Below are 22,174 nucleotides of genomic sequence, written 5' to 3'. Positions count from 1 at the left end.
AGGAAAAAGACAAATAATGGAACAAGAGAGAGACTGAGCGCTTAAATATCAGACCAATATAGCAGGCCTATAACGGACTTATTCGTCGCCATATAACAGCCCCGTCGTCAGCCCACTTCCCGATATTGTGTCTGTGCCCGGACTCTGGCTTGCATCCGGTTATTCATCACCTTGATCACGGCAAAGCGCGGCAGCGTCTTGCTGTTGGTCAGCACCAGCTCGTCGGTCAGGTTCAGGCAAACGCTCGCCTGATCGCCGGCTTCGATGACCATGAATTCCCCCCGACCGTGGGGCGTATCCATCCACACCAGGGATCCCATATCCGGAAAAACATGAGCCTGCTGTTCATGAAAGAACCAGCTTTGCGGCATCAGGGGTTTATAAAAACGGCTGACGGCGATGGCATTGAGGACCAGCTGGACCTGGTGGGGCGTACTCCAGTCGAGTTCAGCGGCCTTGTCCATCAACTGGTAATAGAGGGCGGCATCATCCACACAAAAAGGCTGGGTGGTGAAAGAACAGGGAACAAGTTGTCGACCTTTATATTCAGTGGCAAATATCATGCGATCGGACAAATCCAGCATCAGGCGATCATCCTGAGCGTCATAATGCCACTGCCAATTGTCATTGGGTTGAATACACATGGTGGTGCCCTTATCTAAGCCGTCCCTCGACTTTATTCCATGTCGAGAATTTGAGCAACGTTAAATAAGGGCAACCGGTTATTTTTTAAATATGGGTAACGATCTCTTTGACCAGACTCGGCCCTTTATAAATAAAGCCGCTGTAAATCTGGACAAGACTGGCACCCGCTGCCAGTTTTTCCCGAGCCGCCATGGCGCTGTCGATACCACCCACACCGATAATGGGCAGGGCGCCGTCGAGGGCCTTGGCCAGGTGGCGGATCACCTCGGTGCTCTTGTGCTGGAGCGGACGACCGCTAAGCCCGCCGGCCTCTGCGGCATGGGGCATGTCATATATCATCTCCCGCTCCAGAGTGGTATTGGTGGCGATGACACCGTCAATACGGTTCTTGATCAAAGAGGCGGCTACCTGATCTATTTCATCGAGTGACAGATCCGGGGCAATTTTCACGGCCAGCGGCACATACTTTTTATATTTCTCGGCCAGCTCCTGTTGGCGCTGTTTCAATGCGGCCAGCAGTTCATCCAGTGCATCGCCATATTGCAATTGACGCAGACCCGGGGTGTTTGGCGAGGAAATATTGACCGCAATATAACCGGCGTGGTCATACACCTTGTCCATGCAGAGAAGGTAATCATCCTTGCCCTGCTCGATGGGGGTGTCCTTGTTCTTGCCGATATTGATGCCGATCACCCCCTGATATTTGGCCTCTTTCACCCGCGCTACCAGGTGATCGACTCCCTTGTTGTTGAATCCCATGCGATTAATGATCCCCTCGGCCGGGATCACCCGGAAGAGACGAGGCTTGTCATTGCCGCTCTGGGGTCTGGGGGTCACGGTACCGACCTCGATGAAACCGAACCCCATGGCGCCGAAGGCATCAATGCACTCCCCGTCTTTATCCAGACCGGCGGCCAACCCCACCGGATTGGCAAAATTAAGCCCCATGACGGTGACGGGGCGTTTGGGCAGAGAATGGCGGAAGAAACAATCAAGCGGGGTACCGAGAAGGCGGGGCAAATATTTGATGGAGAGATCGTGAGCCTGCTCCGGATTGAGTTTGAACAGGAAATGCCTGGCGAGTGGGTACAGCATGCTTGCTCCTTAAAAAAAGCCCCGGCAACTGGCCGGGGCTTTTTGGGTTATGCCGAGGTTCGGCAATTCAACTGGAGCAGGTTCAACTCTCGCAAGGCCACCGAGAACTTGGCGAACTCGTGCGTGCTCGTGGTCTTGAAGTCGGCCAACATGTGGGTCCAACGGGACAAGAGTTGCTCATGCTCCGAAATCCAGTCGGCCAGTATGGTAGCGCATTCCCCCTGCTCTTTGCACCCTTCCAGTACCACGGAGGTGAGGCTGCGTTGCTGCCAGTCCAGATCTTCGCGGAAGGAAGCCCGCGCCATCGCCTGCCAGTGGTTGCCCACCGGCTGATGGTTGATCTGCTCGAGGAACCAGTGCAGATCCAGCTTGGCGCCCAGGCGATAGTAGACGTTGGCAACCCGCAGGATGTCGGTCTTGTGCTCCGCGGCAATCTGCGCCAGATCCAGGCAGGAGAAGAGGCTGCTCATGTGTGCCACGCGACGGGCGATGGCCTCCGGCACCTGTTTCTCCATCAGGGCGGCGACCGCCTGGCTGTGTTCGGCCACTTCGCTTTCGTCCATTACCTCATAAAGGTGCTGACTCAGGGTCTCGAAGGCCGGGCGGAAGAAGGCGATGTTCTCGCCGATGCTCCAGCTGCGGTTGCGGGCGCGCAGGAACCAGCGGGTGGCGCGGCGTACGATGCGGCGGCTGTAGAACATCAGCTCGAGCTGGGTCTGGGCATCCACCCCGTTGTCACACCCTTCGATGTCACGCCACAGGGCGCCGAGGCCGAACACTTCCCGGGCCATGGCGAAGCAGCAGGCCACTTCCGCCACCGAGGCACCGGTCTCGTCCTTCATCCGGCTGGCGAAGTTGAGCCCCATGTCGTTGACCAGCATGTTGGCCACCCGGGTCGCGATGATCTCGCCTCGCAGCGGATGCTGGGCCAGGGCCGCGCCAAATTGCTGCTGCAACTGGGTCGGGAAGCTGGTGACCAGCATGTTGGCGAGGAAGGGCTCCTCGGTCACTTCCGGGCAGTTGAGCTGCTCTTTGAGCACCATCTTGCCGTAAGCCACCAGCACGGCGAGCTCGGGTCGGGTCAACCCCTGCCCTGCCGCCATCCGCTCGGAGAGCTCCTCGTCGGAGGGGAGGAACTCGAGCGCCCGGTCAAGCTTGCCTTCCCGCTCCAGCCCCTGGATGAAGCGCTGCTGCTCTTTCAGCTGCTCGGCACCACGGAAAGCGGTCACCGAGATGGATTGTGACTGGCGGTAGGCGTTGGTGATGACCACCTGGGCCACCGCATCCGTCATCTCGTAGAGCATCTGGTTGCGCTGCTTGAGGGTCAGATCCCCGGCGGCCACCAGTTGGTTGAGCAGGATCTTGATGTTGACCTCGTTGTCGGAGCAATCCACCCCGCCCACGTTGTCGGTGAAGTCGGTGTTGATGCGACCACCCTGGCTCGCGTACTCCACCCGGCCAAGCTGGGTGAAGCCCAGGTTGCCACCCTCGCCCACGATGCGGGCACGCAGATCACGCCCATTGACCCGCAGCACGTCGTTGCTGCGATCCCCGACGTCGGCGTCGCTCTCGCGGGCACTCTTCACATAGGTGCCGATGCCGCCGTTCCAGAGCAGGTCGACGTTCAGGCAGAGCAGCGCCTTGATCAACTCGTTCGGGGCCATGCCGCTCTTGTCGGTGCCGAGCAGGGTCTGCATTTCCGGGCTCAGCTTGATGGACTTGGCAGAGCGCAGGAAGATGCCGCCCCCCTTGGAGATGAGCTCACGGTTGTAGTCATCCCAGCTGGAGCCGGGCAGCTCGAACAGGCGCTTGCGCTCGACGAAGCTCCTGGCCGCATCCGGGGTCGGGTCGACGAAGATGTGCATGTGGTTGAAGGCGCCCACCAGCTGGATGTGCTCGGAGAGCAGCATGCCGTTGCCGAACACGTCGCCGGCCATGTCACCGATCCCCACGCAGGTGAAGTCGGTGGTCTGGCAGTTGATGCCAATCTCACGGAAGTGGCGCTTGACCGATTCCCAGGCGCCGCGGGCGGTGATGCCCATCTTCTTGTGGTCATAGCCCACCGAGCCGCCGGAGGCGAACGCATCGCCGAGCCAGTGGCCGTATTCGAGGCTGATTTCGTTGGCGATGTCGGAGAAGGTGGCGGTGCCCTTGTCGGCCGCCACGACCAGGTAGTAGTCATCCTCGTCGTGACGCACCACTGATTTTGGCGGGATCACCTCGCCGCCGATGATGTTGTCGGTCACATCGAGCAGGCCGCGGATGAACAGACGGTAGCAGGCCTTGCCCTCCTCCTGGATGACGGCACGGGGCGCCCCCGCCGGCATCTGCTTGCAATAGAAGCCGCCCTTGGCGCCCACCGGCACGATGACGGTGTTCTTCACCTGCTGAGCTTTCACCAGACCCAGCACTTCGGTGCGGAAGTCCTCTTTGCGATCGGACCAGCGCAGGCCGCCACGGGCCACCTTGCCCCAGCGCAGGTGTACTCCTTCCACTCGCGGGGAGTAGACGAAGATCTCGAACTTCGGCAGCGGCAGCGGCATGTCGGTGATGCAGGAGGGGGCCAGCTTGAAGGAGATGTAGGGCTTGATGTTGCCCGCCTTGTCCAGCTGGTAGTAGTTGGTGCGCAGGGTGGCGTCGATCATCTCCACATAGCGGCGAATGATGCGATCGTCATCCAGGTTGGCGACCTGATCCAGCTTGGCGGCGAGCTGCTCGTGCAGCTTGGCGGATGCCTTGGCATCTTGCGATGGCACCTTGGCATCCTGCTTGATGGCCGGATCCAGGCGCTGTTCGAACAGGGTGAACAGCAGCTGGGCGATGTCCGGATAACGGGTCAGGGTCTCCTCGATATAGGACTGGCTGAAGGAGACGCCGGTCTGGCGCATGTATTTGGCATAGGCCCGCAGCACGGATACCTGACGACCGGTGAGGCCGGCCCCCAGCACCAGACGGTTGAAGCCGTCATCTTCCAGGGTCTTGTTCCAGATGGCGGCGAAGGCCTGCTGGAAGCGCTGCTGGCTCTGCTCCAGATCGAACGGTTGCTCGCCCCGCAGCAGCATGGAGAAATCGAGGATCCAGAACACCTCGCCGGTGGGGGTCCGTACCTGATACGGGGTCTCGCCGATGACGCGCAGCCCCATGTTTTCGAGCATGGGCAGGACGTCGGAGAGGTGGATGGGTTCGCTTCGGTGGAACAGCTTGAGGCGTACCCGGCGATCGTTCTCCTCCTCCTGGGCGCGGTAGAACAGCATGCCAAGCGGCTCGGCCTCGCTCAATCCATCCAGGGCCATGATGTCCGCCACGGCAGAGCCCGGCAGCACATCTTCCTTGTAGGCGCGGGGGAAGGCGGTGCTGAAACGGCGGCGCAGCTCGTTGCCGCGGGCCTCGCCATAGTGGGAAAGCAGCACGGAATCCAGGCGGTCATCCCAGCTGCGGGCCGCTTCAATCAGGTTGTTCTGTACTTCGTTCACATCCACATCCACGTTGTTGTTGTTGACCCGCACTATGTAGTGGGTCCGTGCCAGCACACCCTCGGTGAAGTAGACGTTGAACTCCACATCGATGCTGCTGCCAAAATATTTCTGCAAAATCTGCTGGGTCTTGACCCGCAGCGCCGTGTTGTAGCGCTCCTTGGTGACATAGACCATGCAGGAGAAGAAGCGGCCGTAGACGTCGCGGCGCACGAACAGGCGCAGCATGTCCCGCTCCTGCATCTCCAGTACCCCGAGACCGGTGGCCAGCAGCTCCTCTTCACGGGCCTGGATCAGCTCGTCGCGCGGGTAGGTTTCCAGCACGTTCAGCAGCGCCTTGTAGGCATGGGAGCCCGATTCAAAGCCGGAGGCGGCCATGATGCGCTCGAGGCGGTGGCTGATGAGGGGGATCTGGGTCGCACTGGTGTTGTAGATGGAGGAGGCATACAAGCCGATGAAGCGATCCTCTCCCACCACCTTGCCGTGCTCGTCGAAACGCTTGATGCCGATGTAGTCCACATAGGCCGGACGATGCACCCGGGACTTGCTGTTGGACTTGGTGAGGATCAGCAAGTCGGAACTGAGGGCCGCGTGACGGGCGCTGGCGGGCATGGTGCCGAGGCGCTGGCCTTCGTCCTTGATGGAGTTCTTCATCAGCCCCAGGCTGGACTCGGGCTGCGGCAGGATCTCGTGATCCCCCTCCACCGCCTTGACGTCGTAGCGACGATAACCCATCAGGGTGAAGTTGTGGGCGGCCACCCATTTGAGAAAGGCGACGCAGGAGTCCACCTCAGCCTGGCTGACCGGGTTCTTGCGTTTGGGCAGCTCCTCGATGATCTCGTTCAGGCGCGCCAGCATGGGCTGCCAGTCTCCCACCGCCAGGGCCACTTCCCGCGCCACCGAGTTGAGCTCGGCAGTCAGGGCGTCCATCTCCTCTTCACCGGTCAGGTGATCGATTTCGATGAGGAAGGCGGTTTCCACCGAGGTCTGCTCTGCGGTGTTGTCCAGATCCAGGATGGCGCCAATCTTGCCGCCTTCGCCGCGGATCAGGTGCAGCGGCTGGTGCAGCATCATGTGGGCGGTGATATTGAGACGCTTGAGGGCCATGCGGATGGAGTCCACCAGGAAGGGGGAATCCTGCAGGATGATCTCGACGATGGTATGGGGAGACTGCCATCCGTGGCGGGTCAGCTCGGGGTTGTAGACCCGGATATAGGGCTCGATGCCGGTACGGTGGTTGAGGGCATTCCACAGACTGAGGGCGGCGCCATAGAGATCGCTGTCATTGCGGTCATGCAGATCAGTGCTGGCCATGTTGCCGTAGAACTTGGCAACGAAACATTCGACCAGGGAGGCACTGTTTTTCGGCAATTTCTGGTGGATCAGACTGAGAACGTTTTCGAGCAGAACGGAGGTAGGGGCGTCTTTCAATGCCATTGCTAGTTTCCTTATCGGACGACATCACAGACACGGCGACATCCACCCAGGATGCCCACCGGTACAGAGTTGCAGCGAAGTGTAATGGCTTGGATCAAGGAAGGCGAGCAAAGGTGATAACGGGATGTTAAAAACAAGGGACAGATCACGGCTTGGGTTGTGATAAATTTTGCCAAGTTGGCAAAATTCAGAAAATCGCACTGGATGCCGCGCCATTTACCGGATAGATAGTGACTTAAAGCAGATATTTACCCGGATTGATGTTCAAGTTTTGTTAATTTATGCGTTCCAGGGAAATGAAGCGATGATCGTCCTGGGTTTTCAGTCGAAAGTAGCCGTGAACGCCGCTCTCCGACACAAAACGCCGGATTTTCTCCAATCCCAGCTCCAGGGTCAGACCCTGCTCGGTACGTACCACCAGGCGGTTCACCTGCCCCTGGTACATCAACATGATCTCGTCGCGGCCAAGGGAGAGCCGAAAAGTGTATTGCCTCATGTCACCTCCTGGTCATCCATGAAAAACGGGCAGGAGAGCCAGACTCCCCTGCCCGCCGTCGTGACGCTTACTGTGCCAGCGCCTTGCTCACCTTCTCGAACAGATCCCGCGCCAGCCCGTCCAGGTTGGCCAGGCGGGTCAGCTCGGCGCGAACCAGCGCCTTGCGCCCCTCATCGAGCCGCTTGAACTGGATAAGCGGGGTGATGAGGCGGGACGCCACCTGAGGATTGACCTCGTTGAGCTCGATCAAGAGATCGGTCAGGAAGCGATAGCCGCTGCCATCGGCGGCGTGGAACTGCACCTGGTTGTTCATGGCAAAACTGGCCACCAGCGCCCGCAACCGGTTCGGGTTGCGGATGCTGAAAGTGGGATGCGCCATCGCCAGCTTCACCTCCTCCAGCACGTCTTCCGCCGGCTTGGAGCCCACCAGTCGCAACCAGTTGTCCAACACCAGACCATCCTTGGCCCACTTGCCTTCGAAGTCGGCCAAAAGCGCTGCGCGGCACGGCAGCAGATGGCTGTTGGCCACCTGGAGTGCCGTCAGGGTGTCGGTCATGTTGTCGGCGGCCCCGTACTGCTCGCGCACCAGGGTATCGGCCTTCGCGGCATCCAGCGCCGCCAGATAACCCAGCACCACGCCCTTGAGGGCCCGCTTGGCCATGTCGGCATGGACCACCTGATAAGCCGGCAGGCGCAGGCTCTCGTAGCACGCCAGCAGGCGGTCGCCGAAGGCGTGGGCCAGTGCGGCCTGGATCCCGTTGCGCACCTGGTGGATGGCGTCGATGTCGGCCACCTCGAACAGCTCGGCCAGGGTCGCCTCTCCCGGCAGGGCCAGGATCTCTGCCTTGAGGGCGGGATCCAGCGCAGCCTCGTCCAGAATGGCGACAAAGGCCGCCAGCAGGGTGTGGGAGAGTTCAACCCCCTGCCCGTGCTGGACCCGCGCCACCCCGTCGATCACCGCCTTGTTGATCAGCATCTGCGCCGCATCCCAGCGGGCAAACTCGTTGCGGGCATGGCGCATCAGGAAGGCAAGGGCCTCGTCGCTGTAGTCATAGTGCAACTTGACCGGGGCGGAGAAGTCCCGTAGCAGGGAGGGTACCGGTCTGACCGGCACCCGATCGAATTCGAAAGTCTGCTGTGCTTCCAGCACGTCCAGCACATTGCCGATGGCCTTGCCCTGATATTGCAGCGGGATGACGGCACCCTGCGCATCGTAGAGCTCGATGTCGAGGGGGATATGCAGCGGCAGCTTTTGTGGCTGATCCTGGGTCGGCGGGGTGTGCTGGCTCACGTGCAGACGATAAACACCACTCGTGGCATCGTACTCGTCGGTCACGGTGAGCTCGGGGGTGCCGGACTGGCTGTACCAGCGGCGGAAGCGAACGAGATCCACCCCGGAGGCATCCTCCATCGCCTGCACGAAGTCGTCGCAGGTGGCGGCAGAGCCGTCGTGACGCTCGAAGTAGAGGCGCATGCCCGCCTGGAAGGCGTCCTCCCCCAGCAGGGTGTGCATCATGCGGATCACTTCAGAGCCCTTCTCGTAGACGGTCAGGGTGTAGAAGTTGTTCATCTCGATCACCACATCCGGGCGGATGGGGTGGGCCATGGGGCCGGCATCTTCGGCAAACTGCGGACCGCGCACGGTGCGCACGTTGTTGATGCGGTTGACGCCGCGCGACCCCAGATCGGAGGAGAACTCCTGATCCCGGAACACCGTCAGCCCCTCTTTGAGGCTTAACTGGAACCAGTCGCGGCAGGTGACGCGGTTGCCGGTCCAGTTGTGGAAATATTCGTGACCGATCACCCGCTCGATGCCGTGGTAGTCCGCATCGGTGGCAGTGGCCGGGTTGGCCAGCACGAACTTGGAGTTGAAGATGTTGAGCCCCTTGTTCTCCATGGCCCCCATGTTGAAGAAGTCCACCGCCACGATCATGTAGATGTCGAGGTCATACTCGAGGCCGAAACGCTGCTCGTCCCAGCGCATGGAGTTGATAAGGCTCTCCATGGCGAAACCGGCGCGGTCCAGGTTGCCCTTGTCCACGAAGATCTCGAGCGCCACCTGGCGGCCGCTTTTGGTAATGAAGTGGTTGCGCTCCACATCGAAGTCACCGGCCACCAGGGCGAACAGGTAACTCGGTTTGGGGAAGGGATCCTGCCACTGCACGAAGTGGCGACCGTCGTCCAGATCGCCGCTCGCGACCTTGTTGCCGTTGGAGAGCAGATAGGGGTACTTGGCCTTGTCGGCGGTGATGCGAGTACTGTAACGGGCCAGGATGTCCGGCCTGTCCATGTAATAGGTGATACGACGAAAGCCCTCGGCCTCGCACTGGGTGCAATAGGCATCGCCGGATTTGTAGAGCCCCTCCAGCGCCGTGTTGGCGGCGGGATCGATGTCGGTAACCACGGTCAGCACGCACTCGGCCGGCAGGTTGAACAGGGTCAGACAGCTCTCTCCCTGCTCGTATTGCTGATAGGGCACGCCATCCACACTGACACTGACAAGGTCAAGCCCCTCGCCGTCCAGCACCAGGGGTTCGTTGTGATCGCCGCTGCGACGCAAACGGGAGATGGCGGTGACCCGGGTCAGGGGCTCTTGCAGCTGAAAATCGAGATCCAGGCTGTCACACCAATAGAGGGGAGCCTGGTAATCCTGGCGATATTTAGCCGTCATGGCCTGAGGTTGTTCAGTCATTATTGTGTGCTTCCACGCTTTGTTATTGACGTGTCAGAGGCTGTCACAAGGCTCGGACAGGGTCAAATAGTTTGCATTCAGGCAAAAGAAAGGGCGACCCGAGTCGCCCTTGTCATTTCGTTGCCAGCATCAGCTCTTCTTGCTGAGGGTGGCCAGATCCGCCGTGATGTTGGCGGCTTCCACCTGGTATTCGTCAGGTGCCTCGAAATCGGTCGGCAGTTCATCCAGGCTCTTCACCGTCGGCTTGCCAAGTCGGGTCAGCCGCTCGTTGGCTCGCGCCAGCGCCTTCTCGTCCTGTTTGGCCTGTTCAGCCAGCCGCTCGGCTTCGTTCAGGGAGACCGACTTCTTGTCCTTGTCCGCCTGATACTCCTTGATGTCCTGCAGCACATAGGCAAATTCCGGATCCTTGGTGATCCGCGCCTCGTGGGCCGATTTCAGCTTGGGCAGCAGGCTGGAGAAGTCCCCCAGTCGCTCGTAGCTGGCCGAGGCAATCTTGTCCCAGGGCAAGGCGTTGAACTCGCGGCTCTCCCCCGTCTCACCCGGCGCCACTGCGGTCGGGAAGGCGATATCGGGAGCAACCCCCTTGTTCTGGGTGCTGCCGCCATCGATACGGTAGAACTTGGCGATGGTGTACTGCACGTGACCCAGCGGCTGCTCGTAGAAGTCATAGACCTTGGCGAGGCTGCGATGCTGCTGCACCGTCCCCTTGCCGAACGAGTTTTCGCCGAGGATCAGCGCACGACCATAGTCCTGCATGGCGGCGGCGAAGATCTCGGAGGCCGAGGCGCTGTAGCGGTCGATCATCACCGACATGGGGCCACCGTAGTAGACATTGCCGTCGTCGTCGCCATTGACGGTGATGCGACCCATGTGATCACGGATCTGCACCACGGGGCCGCTGGCAAAGAAGAGACCGCTCAGGGCGGAAGCTTCCGTCAGGGCACCGCCGCCGTTGCCGCGCAGATCGACGATGAGGCCGTCGATCTTCTGCTTGTTGAGGCTGGAGATCTCCTTGATCACGTCGTCGTGCAGGTTGACGTAGAAGCTCGGGATCTCGAGCACACCGATCTTCTTGCCCTCGGCGGTGATCACCTTGGACTTGGCGGCTCTGTCTTCCAGACGCACCTTGTCACGCACCAGCTCCACCAGCTCGGTCTTGGCGGTCGCGCCCTTGCCGCGCTGGATCTCCAACTTCACCTTGCTGCCCTTGGGCCCCTTGATGAGCTCGACCACGTCGTCAAGACGCCAGCCTATGACATCCACAATCTTGCCGTCGTCCTGCCCCACCCCGGTGATCTTGTCATCGGGTTTCAGGTGATTGGACTTGGCCGCCGGGCCGCCGGGCACCAGGGAGCGGATGACGGTGAAGTCATCTTCCGCCTGCAGCACGGCACCAATCCCCTCCAGCGAGAGGTTCATCTCGGTGTTGAACCGATCGGCGCTGCGCGGAGACAGATAGCTGGTGTGCGGTTCAATGGCGCGGGCGAAGGAGTTCATGAAGAGCTGGAACACGTCCTCGCTCTCGGTCTGGGACATCCGCTTGATGGCGTTGTTGTAACGCTTGCCAAGCAGCTCCTTGATCTCGGGCCACTCCTTGCCGCTGAGCTTCAGGCTCAGGGCATCGAACTTGACCCGCTGACGCCACAGCTCGTTGAGCTCGGCTTCATCCTTGGGCCAGGGAGCCCCTTCCCGATCGAAGACGTAATTGTCTTTCTGGGTAAAATCGAAGGGAGTGTCGAGCAGTTTGAGGGCGTATTCGAACCGCTCGTACCGCCGCTGCTGACTCAGGTTGAACATCTCGTAGGCCGGAGCCAGTCGTCCTCGCTCGAGGTCGGTGTCAAAACCGGTACGATATTTCTCAAAACGGCTGATGTCAGAGGCCAGAAACAGGTTGCGGCTGTAGTCCAGATTCTCCAGATACTTGTCAAAGATCACGGAGGAAAAGGCGTCGTCCAGCTTGAACTGTTTGTAGTGGGAGCGGGTAAACAGATTGGCAATTCGCTTGCTGGCCGTAGCATGTTGGCTCTCTTGAGCCAACACAGGCAAATCACTTTCCTTGAGCACCGGCTCGATGGCCTGTGCGAGCCCGGCAAGCGCCAGGCTACAGGCAACGAGTGAAAAACGAATCACGCCATGCTTCAACATTCGTCTCCTTAGAGAACCAGATGCTCGAACTTGACCCGCAACATCATGCCGGTCTGCAATTGAACCTGTACGTCATCCTTGGTCACTTCCTTGATGGTCGCAGGCACAGGGGACTTGCCCAGCACGACGCGCACGCCCTGCTCGACTTTCAGGGTAGCGGCATCCACTTTCACCAGCGGCGCATCGGCGACCGGTGCAGCCTTGGGAGCAGGGGCGGACTTGGGCTTGTCGGAGCGGGGAGCGTCAGCCTTGCGCGGCGCGTTGCGACGCGGCTGCTTGGGCTTGTCTTCCTTCTCCTTGGTGTTGGTGCGGCGGCTGGCAAAGACACGTTCCTTGCTCTCCTTGAGCGCCTGTTTGGCATGCTCGATGTGCTCTTCGGTGAGCAGCTCGCCCGGGTTGCCGTCCAGATCGACACGGGCCTGGCCAGCCTTGAGGCCATGCAGGTAACGCCAGCTGGAGGTGTATTGACGCAGAGCAGAGCGCAGCATGGTCTTGGAGACTCTCTCGTCATCAGCAAGACGCGCGGCCAGATCCTGGAAGATGCCAATCTTGAGTGGCTTGGCCTCTCCTTCAGCGATGAAGCAGGCCGGGAATTTCTCGACCAGGTAGGCGACGATCTCTTTACTGTTCTTCAGCTTTTCAGTGTTTTCCATGTATAACCTTGGCTTTCATATAGACGCACGGGCATGCCCGAACACAACAAAGGCCCCATTATAGAGAGCTTGGGACCTTTTGCGAACCATCTAGCAATGACTTAGAGCATGCTTTCCAAAATTTGCACCGTTTCTTCGAGGCCAATCCGGTCCTGCTCGTCAAAGCGGTTAAAAATTGGACTGTCGATGTCCAGCACCCCGATGATCTCCCCGCCACGGTGCAGCGGGATCACGATTTCCGAGTTGCTGGCACCATCGCACGCAATGTGCCCCGCGAACTGGTGCACGTCGTCCACCAGTTGGGTCTTGCCCTCGGCAACCGCAGTGCCACAGACGCCGCGCCCGACCGGGATGCGCACACAGGCTGGCTTGCCCTGGAACGGGCCGAGCACCAGGGTCTCGCCCTGCAGCAGGTAGAAACCAACCCAGTTGATGTCAGCCAGTTCCTGATTGAGCAGGGCAGACAGGTTTGCCAGGGTGGCGATCATGTCGGGTTCGCCCTCCAGCAATGCCTGGGCCTGCTGGTTGAGCGTGCGATAAAATGCTTGTTTTTCAATCATGATTAAATGAACTTCACTCCTTGATAATCAATGCAAGGTACCGTCCTGCCTGAAAATTTCAAATCAATTTTCAATTATCCCCCCTCCTGGGGCCCGATGAGAGTCCGTTCAACGTGCCGCGCCCAACGTCAGTTGATGGCGCTGGCCATTGCTCCACTCGATGGTCAGGAGCCAGTCCATCGCCTCGGTCGTACAACTTCCCACCTGGGTCACCCCTCGCCACCCCGTTTGGCTGGGTTCAAACAGCACGGGGATGAGCCCCATGAACATATCCTTGCCCTCGAGCCAGGCCTTGACCGGCGTGATGGCCGGCACACCCCCTTGAAGGCGCAGGACAAAGTCATGTTCAGGGCGGATCGGCAAGCCATCGATGCTGACCGTCAGCGGGCGATCCCCGACGATGAGGCGGCAGGGGCTGTGGGACAGATCACAAATCTGAACATTGGTGCCCTCTGCATGGTCGCTTCCAGTGCCTGAAAACCAGGTTCGATAGGCCATCAGGGAGAGCAAAATGACCAGCACCATGGACAGGTGGACGATTTTGCGTGAAGTGAGTCTCTCTTTCATGAAAAAACAGCTCTGTAAGGTACTTTGAAAATGTAATTTTCGTGATCTGGCGCAAGGTAAAAACTGGCGGACATGAGACCCGCTGGAGCCAAATATATCACTGTTTGTACTGTTATTTTACCGGTCATTTCAGTATCATTCTCAATGGATTTTCATTTAACCACCTTTTGCTTTTCCTTTTATTAACAGACGTTAACGAGAGGATTTTGCAAAACCGGGGTGAAAATGGCCCAGGACACCGGGCAACACAAACAACAGCATCGGAAGCGGAATACAACGATGAGCCATACAACAAACCACCCTGAGTACAACTACACCGTTGTGCGCCAGTTCACCGTCATGACGATTGTCTGGGGTATCGTCGGCATGTCGGTGGGTGTATTGATTGCAGCCCAGCTGATCTGGCCTGCCCTCAACTTCGACACCCCCTGGCTGACGTACAGCCGTCTGCGTCCCCTGCATACCAATGCGGTCATCTTCGCATTTGGTTGCAGCGCCCTGATGGCCACCTCCTTCTACGTGGTGCAGCGCACCTGTCAGGTCCGACTGTTTGGTGGTCCCCTCGCCTCCTTCGTGTTCTGGGGCTGGCAGGCGATCATTCTGTCTGCAGCCATCTCGCTGCCGCTGGGGTACACCACCTCCAAAGAGTACGCCGAGCTGGAGTGGCCCATCGACATCGCCATCGCCGTGGTCTGGGTGAGCTATGCCATCGTCTTCTTCGGCACCCTGGTCAAGCGCACCACCTCCCACATCTATGTGGCGAACTGGTTCTTCGGTGCCTTCATCATCACGGTGGCCGTACTGCACATCGTCAACAACATGGAAGTGCCGCTCTCCGGCATGAAGTCCTACTCCATGTACTCCGGTGCCATGGATGCCATGGTGCAGTGGTGGTATGGCCACAACGCGGTGGGCTTCCTGCTGACGGCGGGCTTCCTTGGCATGATGTACTATTTCGTGCCCAAGCAGGCGGGTCGCCCCGTCTACTCCTACCGCCTCTCCATCGTGCACTTCTGGGCGCTGATCTCCCTCTATATCTGGGCCGGTCCGCACCACCTGCACTATACCGCCCTGCCTGACTGGGCCCAGTCGCTGGGCATGGTGATGTCCCTCATCCTGTTCGTGCCCTCCTGGGGCGGCATGATCAACGGCATCATGACCCTCTCGGGTGCCTGGCACAAGCTGCGTTATGACCCCATCCTGCGCTTCCTGATCGTCTCCCTGTCGTTCTACGGTATGTCGACCTTCGAAGGCCCCATGATGGCGATCAAGACCGTCAACGCCCTCTCCCACTACACCGACTGGACTATCGGTCACGTTCACTCCGGTGCCCTGGGCTGGGTTGCCATGGTGTCCATCGGTGCCGTCTACCACCTGATCCCGAACCTGTTCGGGCAGGGGCGCATGTACAGCATCAAGCTCATCAACGTCCACTTCTGGCTGGCCACCGTGGGCACCGTGCTCTATATCGTCGCCATGTGGATTTCCGGTGTGATGCAGGGCCTGATGTGGCGTGCGGTCAACGACGACGGCACCCTGACCTACAGCTTCGTGGAGGCGCTGCAAGCTTCCTATCCCTTCTACTTCGTGCGCTTCCTGGGTGGCTGCTTCTTCGTCACCGGCATGCTGCTGATGGCCTACAACGCCTATCGCACCGTCACTGCGCCCAAGGGTTCTCTGGAACCCGTCGCACAGCCAGCCTGATTTGAAGGGGTTTAAAGCATGAGCAACAACAACCGTCACGAGATTTTTGAAAAAAGCGTCCCCATGCTGGTCATTGGCATCATCTTCGCCATCAGCCTGGGGGGCCTGGTGGAAATCACCCCCCTGTTCTTCCAGAAGCAGACCAACGAGCCGGTGGAGGGCCTCAAGCCCTACACCGCCCTGCAGATGGAAGGACGCGACATCTACATCCGCGAAGGCTGCACCGTCTGCCACAGCCAGATGATCCGCCCATTCCGCGCCGAGACCGAACGCTACGGCCACTACTCGGTTGCCGGCGAGAGCGTGTGGGAGCACCCCTTCCTGTGGGGCTCCAAGCGTACCGGCCCGGATCTGGCCCGGGTCGGCGGCCGCTACTCCGATGACTGGCATCGCGCCCACCTCATCAACCCGCGCGACGTGGTGCCCGAGTCCAACATGCCGGCCTTCCCCTGGCTCGAGACCAATGTGCTGAGCGGCGAGCTGACCGGCAAGAAGCTGGCTCTGTTCCGGGATCACTTCGGCGTGCCCTATACCGATGCCGACATCGCCGGTGCCGGTGAGGCCGTCAAGGGCAAGACCGAGCTGGATGCGCTGATCGCCTATCTGCAATCACTGGGCCATGCCCTGAAATAAGGAGTCGGGATATGGATTACGGCACATTTCGCGGCCTGTATACCCTGCTGCTGATGGTCATCATGATTGGCATCATCGTCTGGGCCTACAGCAAGCGCCGCAAGGCTTCTTTCGACGAGGCCGCCAACCTGGTTTTTGCCGATGACGAGCAACCCAGTGCTGATAACAAGAACGCAGGAGCGAAGCAATAATGAGCACTCTGTTTAGCATTTTTGTGACCGTCATAAGCCTTGGCACCATTCTCGGCTGCTTCCTGCTGCTGGCCTGGTGCATGAAGGACAAGATGGGGGCCGAAGAGGGCAAACCCATGGGTCACACCTTCGACGGCATCGAGGAGATCAACAATCCCCTGCCGAAGTGGTGGTCCTATATGTTCCTCTTCTTCATCGTCACCGGGCTCATCTACCTGCTCGCCTTCCCGGGCCTTGGCAACTTCAAGGGTCTGCTGGGCTGGCAGAGCTCCAACCAGGATGTGCGTTCCCTGGCCGAGTCCAAGGCAGCGGCGGCTTCCGCCAAGGCCGAAGGACGCGCGGTGGAATACGACCGGGAACTCGCCAAGGCCGACGAGATCTACGGCGCCAAGTTCCGCGAGCTGACCTATCAGGCTGACGGCAAGAGCTACAAGGAGATCACCGAGATCGCCAAGGATCCGGAAGCCTTGAAGGTGGGTCAGCGCCTGTTCCTGCAAAACTGTTCCCAGTGTCATGGCTCCGATGCCCGCGGTGGCCGCGGTTTCCCGAACCTGACCGACAGCGAATGGCAGTGGGGCGGCGCCCCCGACCAGATCAAGACCACCATCATGGGCGGTCGTCAGGGGATCATGGCCGCCTGGGGCGAGATCCTGGGTCAGGACGGGGTGAAGGAGGTTGCCTCCTATGTGCTGAGCCTCTCCGGTCGCAAGGTTGATCTGGTGGAAGCCAAGAAAGGGGAAGCACGCTTTGCCATGTGCGCCGCCTGCCACGGTCCGGATGCCAAGGGCGGCATCGCCTTCGGCGCACCGGATCTCACCAACAACATCTGGCTCTATGGCGGCTCCCGTCAGGTGGTCGAACAGACCATCACCCACGGGCGCCACGGCGTGATGCCGGCCTGGAAGGACATTCTGGGGGAAGACAAGGTACATCTGCTCGCTTCCTACGTTTACAGCTTGTCCCACAACGATCGGCAAAATCAGCAGTAACATGTGATAAGCACGTGATTAATCAGCAAAAAGCCTCGACTCTTCGAGGCTTTTTGTTATCTTGTGTTGGCTGAATTACCGCCATTTCGTTAACCATTTGTTTCGGTAGCATCATGACTCAACCCTGGTATCGCCAATTCTGGCCCTGGTTCATCATCGCCCTCCCCTGCGCCGCCGTGGTAGGCAGCATCGCCACCGCCATCATTGCCAGCAAGGATGGGGTCAACCTGGTAGCGGAGGACTACTACAAGCAGGGCAAGGAGATTAACCAGGATCTCAGCAAGTTCGATCGCGCCGAGGCGCTCGGCATCCGTATCGCCCTCAATGTCAGCGACAAGGAGCTGACGTTAAATCCACTGTCCGGGGATTTCCCCCCCGGGCAGGCACTGCACCTCTCCCTGTTTCATCCCACGTTGGCGGGCCTGGACAGCGAACATCTGCTGACGGCCGATGGCAAGGGAGTCTATCGCCTGATGCTGGACAAGCCCCTCACCGGCAAGTGGCACGTGCGGGTCGATGCCTTCAACCATGAATGGCGCCTCCAGGAGACGGCACAACTGCCGACTCAGGCAGCGATTGAGCTCGATCCCAAGGGACGTTGAATCACGAAGGCAGGGTGATCGGCACGCCGGTCAGCCGCCCTTCTCCCCGACCCGGCCTGCAGGGCTGCATCAAAGAGGGATGATCACCATGACCGGCTGTTTTCACTGTGGTGAACCGGTTCCCACTGGCAGTAACTTTACTCTCGAGATCAAAGGCATCGTTCAGCCGATGTGTTGCCCTGGCTGTCAGGCCGTGGCACAGACCATTCTCGAATGCGGCCTCGCCAGTTATTACGAACACCGCACCGCTCCCGGCATCAAGGGGGAACTGGTGCCCGAAGAGCTCGCCGCCCTCACCCACTACGATCTGGCGGAGGTGCAGCAGGAGTTCGTCACCGACACCGGTACGGGTCGCGAAACTACGCGCGAGATCCAACTGACGGTGGAAGGTTTGACCTGCGCCGCCTGTGCCTGGCTCATCGAGCGGCACCTGATGACCCTGCGCGGTCTGCGTTACATCAACGTCAATACCACCACCCATCGCGCCCGCATCAAGTGGGATCCGGCCCAGCTCTCTTTGAGCGACATTCTCAAGGGCTTTGCCAGGGTCGGCTATCGCGCCTATCCCTTCCAGACTCATCAGCAGGAAGCGCTCTACGCCAAAGAGGTGCGCAGCTACATGTTCCGCATGGCGCTGGCCGGCCTTGGCTCCATGCAGGTGATGATGTGCGCCGTAGCACTCTACATGGACCTCTTCATCAGCGTGGAAGAGGAGTTCATGATCTACTTCAAGTGGATAAGCCTTCTGCTCTCCACCCCCATCATGATCTACTCGGCCCAGCCTTTTTACGTGGGGGCATGGCGCAGCCTGAAGCAGGGGCACCTCTCCATGGATGTTTCGGTGTCGCTGGCACTGATCGGCGCCTTCGTCGCCTCCATCTGGGCCACGGTCTTCAACACGGGTGAGGTCTATTACGACTCCATCACCATGTTCGTCTTTTTCCTGCTGTTGGGCCGTCTGCTGGAACTGCGAGCGAGGCGCAAGGCGTCGGAGTCGAGCTCCAACCTGGCGCGTCTGGTGCCCATCATGGCGACCCGCATCGATGATGACGGCGAACACGAGGTGGCCGCCAAGACGCTGCGAGTCGGAGACAGGGTGCGGGTACTCGCGGGGGCCACCCTGCCGGCAGACGGCATCGTCACCTTGGGCCAGGCCAGCCTCAACGAATCCATGCTGACTGGCGAACAGTTGCCTCTGCTCAAGCAGGCCGGGGATCCCGTCTATGTAGGCACCATCAATACCGATGCCCCCCTGGAGATCCGGGTCAGCCATCCCATTGAAGAGTCGCGTCTCGCCCAGATCATGCGCCTGCAGGATCATGCTCTGGACGACAAGCCCGCCATCGCCCAACTGGCGGACGTGCTGTCGCGCCACTTTATCCTGGTGCTCCTGATCATTGCGGCAGCGGTCTGGACCTTCTGGCATTTTCATCAGCCCGAGCGGGCCTTCTGGGTCACCCTGGCGGTGCTGGTGGCGACCTGTCCCTGCGCCCTCTCGCTGGCCACCCCGACCGCACTGACCACGGCCACTGCCAACCTGACCCGCAGAGGCATCCTGCTGCGCCGCGGCCACGTGCTGGACATTCTGACCCGAGCCAACCGCATCGTGATGGACAAGACGGGAACTCTGACCACGGGCAACATCAGCCTGGTGAACACCCAGCCCCTCGGCGAGCTCGACGCAGCCCGCTGCCTCGCCCTCGCCCAGGCCCTGGAGACCTACTCCGAGCATCCCATCGCCCGTGCGTTTCGAAGCAAACCACTGGCGGACGGGGTGCCGCTCGCCGCCAGCGACGTCACCCCCGTCATCGGCCACGGCGTGCAGGGAGTGATTGAGGGCAAGCATTACCGCATCGGCAGTGCACGCTGGCTCGAACTGGCGCAAGAAGAGAATGCCGCTCAAGGGCTGGCCATCTATCTGGCCGATGAACACGGTCTGCTGGCCCGTTTCATCCTGGCCGACACGCTGCGCCCCGATGCCGGTGCGCTGATCCAGGCCTTCAAGGAGGCAGGCCTCAAGACCACCATCCTCACCGGCGACGGTTCGGACCAAGCGGACATGTTGGCCCGCGAACTGGGGGTCGATGAGCTGGTAAAAGGGGTCACCCCGGACGGCAAACTGGCCTATCTCAAGGCCCGGGAAGCGGCCGGGGATATCAGCATCATGGTAGGAGATGGCATCAACGACGCCCCTGTGCTGGCTGGCGCTCACGCGTCTTTTGCCATGGCGGGGGGCACGGATCTGGCCAAGAACAGCGCCGACGCCATCCTGCTTGCCGACGATCTCTCTCGTCTGCTGGCCGCCCGGGCCCTGGCCCTGCGCACTCGCAAGATCATCAAGGAGAACTTTGCCTGGTCCATCGGCTACAACCTGCTTGTGCTGCCGCTGGCGGCAAGTGGCTGGCTCCCCCCTTATCTGGCGGCTGCTGGCATGTCCCTGAGCTCCCTCATCGTGGTCACCAACTCCATGCGGCTCAACCGGTGAGCAGCCATCTGGCATCCTCCCGGGTGGCGGCACCTCTTGCCTCGCCGGGTTATCATCCCCCTTTCACCACAGGGTCCGCGCCATGAACATCATCTTCGTCCTCATCCCCATCGCCATCCTGTTCGTTGTCATTGCAGGAGCCGTCTTCTTCTGGGCCATCCGCTCCGAGCAGTTCGAGGATCTCGACAGGCAGGGCTCCAACATCCTGTTTGACGAGGAGCAGCGCCCCTTGCCCCCCCCTGAACAACAAGCAGAACAGGAAAGCAGGCCTCATGACCAGCAGCCTTGACCTCATGGGCGCCCTGCTGGTCGGGCTTGCCGGTGCCGGCCACTGTATCGGCATGTGCGGCGGCGTGTCCGCCGCGCTCTCCATGGCCATACCTGCCGAGAAGCAGCATTTTTGGGGCCGACTCGGTTATCTGCTCAACTACAACCTGGGGCGCATCCTGAGCTATGTGCTGGCGGGCGCGCTGGTGGGTGGTTTGCTCGCCACCACCACGGAGATAGGCGCTGGCAAACACGCCCTGGCAGGGCTTCGCCTCATCGCCGCCCTGCTGATGATAGCGCTCGGCCTCTACTTGGCTGGCTGGTGGCATGGCGTCTTGCTGCTCGAGCGCATCGGTGCGAAGTTCTGGCCTCTCATCAAGCCGCTGGCAGGCAGGTTTCTCCCGTTTACATCAGCCTGGCAGGCCCTCCCCTTTGGCATGATATGGGGCTGGCTCCCTTGCGGCCTCGTCTACTCCATGCTGACCTGGAGCGCTGCCGCAGGCTCCGCAAGTGGCGGGGCGCTCATCATGCTCTTTTTCGGCCTCGGCACGCTGCCGACCCTGTTTGCGCTGGGGGGGCTGGCAGACCGATTGCGCTACTGGCTCACCCTGCGCAGCCTGCGCCTTGGGGGCGCCTTGCTGCTTGTTGCCTACGGGATCCACACCCTCTGGATCGGGATGGCGTCCTTTTGAAACCCTATCCAAAACGGATGAGATGGTGGTAAACTTGTTTGATATAAATCAATTATTCATTTGAGCCTATGATCCCGGACAAGAAACCTGGCAGACGTATTCAGAGCGGTGGCTGTGCAATTCATTGCCAGGATTGCAGCATCAGCCAGCTCTGCATCCCCTTCACCCTGAACGACAACGAGCTCGATCAGCTCGACAGCATCATCGAGCGCAAAAAGCCGATCCAGAAGGGTGAAGAGTTGTTCAAGGCCGGCGATGAGCTCAAGTCGCTCTATGCCATACGTTCCGGGACCATCAAGTCATACACCATCACCGAACAGGGTGACGAACAGATCACTGCCTTCCACCTCGCCGGTGATCTGGTCGGTTTCGACGCCATCCACAAGCAGGCCCACCCCTCCTTCGCCCAGGCGCTGGAAACCGCCATGGTGTGCGAAATACCGTTCGATGTGCTCGACGACCTCTCTGGCAAGATGCCCAAACTGCGCCAGCAGATCATGCGGCTGATGAGCAACGAGATCATGGGCGACCAGGAGATGATACTGCTGCTCTCCAAAAAGAACGCCGAAGAGCGCCTCGCTGCCTTCCTGCACAATCTCTCGGTTCGTTTCTCCGAGCGCGGTTTCTCCGCCAAGGAGTTCCGCCTCTCCATGACCCGTGGGGACATCGGCAACTACCTCGGTCTCACCGTCGAGACCATCAGCCGCCTGCTGGGCCGTTTCCAGAAATCCGGTCTTATCAGCGTCAAAGGCAAATACATTACTGTACTGGACAACGTTGCCTTGGGCGTCATGGCCGGAGCCACTCGTCCTCCCTGCGGTTAATCCCCGTTTATTTCCTCTTTTGCC

At 60.1% G+C, this 22,174-nt stretch carries 18 protein-coding genes; 9 read left to right on the top strand and 9 right to left on the bottom strand.

The window, feature by feature from the left end:
- Positions 1-107: 107 nt before the first annotated feature.
- From AB5Y59_RS14300 to AB5Y59_RS14260, 9 genes are all read right to left on the bottom strand, one after another.
- The gene (locus AB5Y59_RS14300) at positions 108-644 is read right to left on the bottom strand and encodes a cell division protein ZapC (protein WP_041215146.1); all 537 of its coding nucleotides are present in this window, start codon (positions 642-644) and stop codon (positions 108-110) included.
- Between the two features lie 85 nt (positions 645-729).
- Positions 730-1,740, bottom strand: a complete 1,011-nt coding sequence (gene pyrD, locus AB5Y59_RS14295) for a quinone-dependent dihydroorotate dehydrogenase (RefSeq protein ID WP_221365469.1) — start codon at positions 1,738-1,740, stop codon at positions 730-732.
- A gap of 47 nt (positions 1,741-1,787) precedes the next feature.
- Positions 1,788-6,650: an NAD-glutamate dehydrogenase gene (locus AB5Y59_RS14290; RefSeq protein ID WP_368212200.1), complete on the bottom strand. Its 4,863-nt coding sequence runs from the start codon at positions 6,648-6,650 to the stop codon at positions 1,788-1,790.
- Between the two features lie 274 nt (positions 6,651-6,924).
- On the bottom strand, positions 6,925-7,146 hold the full coding sequence (locus AB5Y59_RS14285; RefSeq protein ID WP_010674767.1) for a DUF2835 family protein: 222 nt from the start codon (positions 7,144-7,146) through the stop codon (positions 6,925-6,927).
- Positions 7,147-7,213: 67 nt separating this feature from the next.
- A complete protein-coding gene (gene pepN, locus AB5Y59_RS14280; protein WP_368212199.1) occupies positions 7,214-9,838 on the bottom strand; it encodes an aminopeptidase N in 2,625 nt (874 codons plus the stop codon).
- Between the two features lie 129 nt (positions 9,839-9,967).
- Complete coding sequence (gene prc, locus AB5Y59_RS14275; RefSeq protein WP_045524882.1) at positions 9,968-11,983, bottom strand: carboxy terminal-processing peptidase; 2,016 nt, start codon at positions 11,981-11,983, stop codon at positions 9,968-9,970.
- Positions 11,984-11,991: 8 nt separating this feature from the next.
- Positions 11,992-12,636: an RNA chaperone ProQ gene (gene proQ, locus AB5Y59_RS14270; RefSeq protein WP_010674770.1), complete on the bottom strand. Its 645-nt coding sequence runs from the start codon at positions 12,634-12,636 to the stop codon at positions 11,992-11,994.
- 101 nt (positions 12,637-12,737) lie between these two features.
- Complete coding sequence (locus AB5Y59_RS14265) at positions 12,738-13,196, bottom strand: GAF domain-containing protein (RefSeq protein WP_139736345.1); 459 nt, start codon at positions 13,194-13,196, stop codon at positions 12,738-12,740.
- A 108-nt stretch (positions 13,197-13,304) separates the two neighbouring features.
- Complete coding sequence (locus AB5Y59_RS14260; RefSeq protein ID WP_124243803.1) at positions 13,305-13,763, bottom strand: hypothetical protein; 459 nt, start codon at positions 13,761-13,763, stop codon at positions 13,305-13,307.
- Between the two features lie 279 nt (positions 13,764-14,042).
- On the opposite strand from AB5Y59_RS14260, the gene ccoN reads away from it, so the two are divergent.
- The 9 genes from ccoN (at position 14,043) to AB5Y59_RS14215 (ending at position 22,150) form a co-directional block, all read left to right on the top strand.
- Positions 14,043-15,467, top strand: coding sequence for a cytochrome-c oxidase, cbb3-type subunit I (gene ccoN / locus AB5Y59_RS14255; RefSeq protein WP_010674773.1), 1,425 nt, complete (start codon positions 14,043-14,045; stop codon positions 15,465-15,467).
- Between the two features lie 18 nt (positions 15,468-15,485).
- Positions 15,486-16,100, top strand: a complete 615-nt coding sequence (gene ccoO, locus AB5Y59_RS14250) for a cytochrome-c oxidase, cbb3-type subunit II (protein ID WP_010674774.1) — start codon at positions 15,486-15,488, stop codon at positions 16,098-16,100.
- 11 nt (positions 16,101-16,111) lie between these two features.
- Positions 16,112-16,291, top strand: a complete 180-nt coding sequence (locus AB5Y59_RS14245) for a CcoQ/FixQ family Cbb3-type cytochrome c oxidase assembly chaperone (RefSeq protein ID WP_010674775.1) — start codon at positions 16,112-16,114, stop codon at positions 16,289-16,291.
- Positions 16,291-17,280 carry a cytochrome-c oxidase, cbb3-type subunit III gene (gene ccoP / locus AB5Y59_RS14240; protein ID WP_010674776.1) on the top strand — a complete coding sequence of 330 codons (990 nt, stop codon included), beginning with the start codon at positions 16,291-16,293 and terminating at the stop codon, positions 17,278-17,280. Before AB5Y59_RS14245 ends, ccoP begins: the two co-directional genes overlap by 1 nt.
- Before the next feature lie 113 nt (positions 17,281-17,393).
- Positions 17,394-17,882, top strand: a complete 489-nt coding sequence (locus AB5Y59_RS14235; protein ID WP_045524884.1) for a FixH family protein — start codon at positions 17,394-17,396, stop codon at positions 17,880-17,882.
- 88 nt (positions 17,883-17,970) lie between these two features.
- On the top strand, positions 17,971-20,367 hold the full coding sequence (locus AB5Y59_RS14230) for a heavy metal translocating P-type ATPase (protein WP_139736346.1): 2,397 nt from the start codon (positions 17,971-17,973) through the stop codon (positions 20,365-20,367).
- An 82-nt stretch (positions 20,368-20,449) separates the two neighbouring features.
- Positions 20,450-20,656: a cbb3-type cytochrome oxidase assembly protein CcoS gene (gene ccoS / locus AB5Y59_RS14225; protein ID WP_045524885.1), complete on the top strand. Its 207-nt coding sequence runs from the start codon at positions 20,450-20,452 to the stop codon at positions 20,654-20,656.
- Entirely contained in the window at positions 20,640-21,326 is a 687-nt protein-coding gene (locus AB5Y59_RS14220; RefSeq protein WP_139736347.1) for a sulfite exporter TauE/SafE family protein, read from the top strand. Before ccoS ends, AB5Y59_RS14220 begins: the two co-directional genes overlap by 17 nt.
- Before the next feature lie 68 nt (positions 21,327-21,394).
- Complete coding sequence (locus AB5Y59_RS14215; protein WP_041215139.1) at positions 21,395-22,150, top strand: FNR family transcription factor; 756 nt, start codon at positions 21,395-21,397, stop codon at positions 22,148-22,150.
- Positions 22,151-22,174: the final 24 nt, after the last annotated feature.

It is taken from the genome of Aeromonas sp. s10, from assembly GCF_040907975.1.
Classification (GTDB): domain Bacteria; phylum Pseudomonadota; class Gammaproteobacteria; order Enterobacterales; family Aeromonadaceae; genus Aeromonas; species Aeromonas caviae.
This window is presented reverse-complemented; position numbering and strand designations above follow the sequence as displayed.

What these genes read in the sequence shown, in the direction of transcription:
- AB5Y59_RS14290 (WP_368212200.1), bottom strand. Translation starts at nt 6,650, where the DNA reads ATGGCATTGAAAGACGCCCCTACCTCCGTTCTGCTCGAAAACGTTCTC.
- AB5Y59_RS14235 (WP_045524884.1), top strand. Translation starts at nt 17,394, where the DNA reads ATGACTCAACCCTGGTATCGCCAATTCTGGCCCTGGTTCATCATCGCC.
- AB5Y59_RS14285 (WP_010674767.1), bottom strand. Translation starts at nt 7,146, where the DNA reads ATGAGGCAATACACTTTTCGGCTCTCCCTTGGCCGCGACGAGATCATG.
- AB5Y59_RS14260 (WP_124243803.1), bottom strand. Translation starts at nt 13,763, where the DNA reads ATGAAAGAGAGACTCACTTCACGCAAAATCGTCCACCTGTCCATGGTG.
- AB5Y59_RS14245 (WP_010674775.1), top strand. Translation starts at nt 16,112, where the DNA reads ATGGATTACGGCACATTTCGCGGCCTGTATACCCTGCTGCTGATGGTC.
- AB5Y59_RS14300 (WP_041215146.1), bottom strand. Translation starts at nt 644, where the DNA reads ATGTGTATTCAACCCAATGACAATTGGCAGTGGCATTATGACGCTCAG.
- ccoS (WP_045524885.1), top strand. Translation starts at nt 20,450, where the DNA reads ATGAACATCATCTTCGTCCTCATCCCCATCGCCATCCTGTTCGTTGTC.
- prc (WP_045524882.1), bottom strand. Translation starts at nt 11,983, where the DNA reads ATGTTGAAGCATGGCGTGATTCGTTTTTCACTCGTTGCCTGTAGCCTG.
- AB5Y59_RS14215 (WP_041215139.1), top strand. Translation starts at nt 21,395, where the DNA reads ATGATCCCGGACAAGAAACCTGGCAGACGTATTCAGAGCGGTGGCTGT.
- AB5Y59_RS14230 (WP_139736346.1), top strand. Translation starts at nt 17,971, where the DNA reads ATGACCGGCTGTTTTCACTGTGGTGAACCGGTTCCCACTGGCAGTAAC.
- ccoO (WP_010674774.1), top strand. Translation starts at nt 15,486, where the DNA reads ATGAGCAACAACAACCGTCACGAGATTTTTGAAAAAAGCGTCCCCATG.
- ccoN (WP_010674773.1), top strand. Translation starts at nt 14,043, where the DNA reads ATGAGCCATACAACAAACCACCCTGAGTACAACTACACCGTTGTGCGC.
- AB5Y59_RS14265 (WP_139736345.1), bottom strand. Translation starts at nt 13,196, where the DNA reads ATGATTGAAAAACAAGCATTTTATCGCACGCTCAACCAGCAGGCCCAG.
- ccoP (WP_010674776.1), top strand. Translation starts at nt 16,291, where the DNA reads ATGAGCACTCTGTTTAGCATTTTTGTGACCGTCATAAGCCTTGGCACC.
- proQ (WP_010674770.1), bottom strand. Translation starts at nt 12,636, where the DNA reads ATGGAAAACACTGAAAAGCTGAAGAACAGTAAAGAGATCGTCGCCTAC.
- pyrD (WP_221365469.1), bottom strand. Translation starts at nt 1,740, where the DNA reads ATGCTGTACCCACTCGCCAGGCATTTCCTGTTCAAACTCAATCCGGAG.
- AB5Y59_RS14220 (WP_139736347.1), top strand. Translation starts at nt 20,640, where the DNA reads ATGACCAGCAGCCTTGACCTCATGGGCGCCCTGCTGGTCGGGCTTGCC.
- pepN (WP_368212199.1), bottom strand. Translation starts at nt 9,838, where the DNA reads ATGACTGAACAACCTCAGGCCATGACGGCTAAATATCGCCAGGATTAC.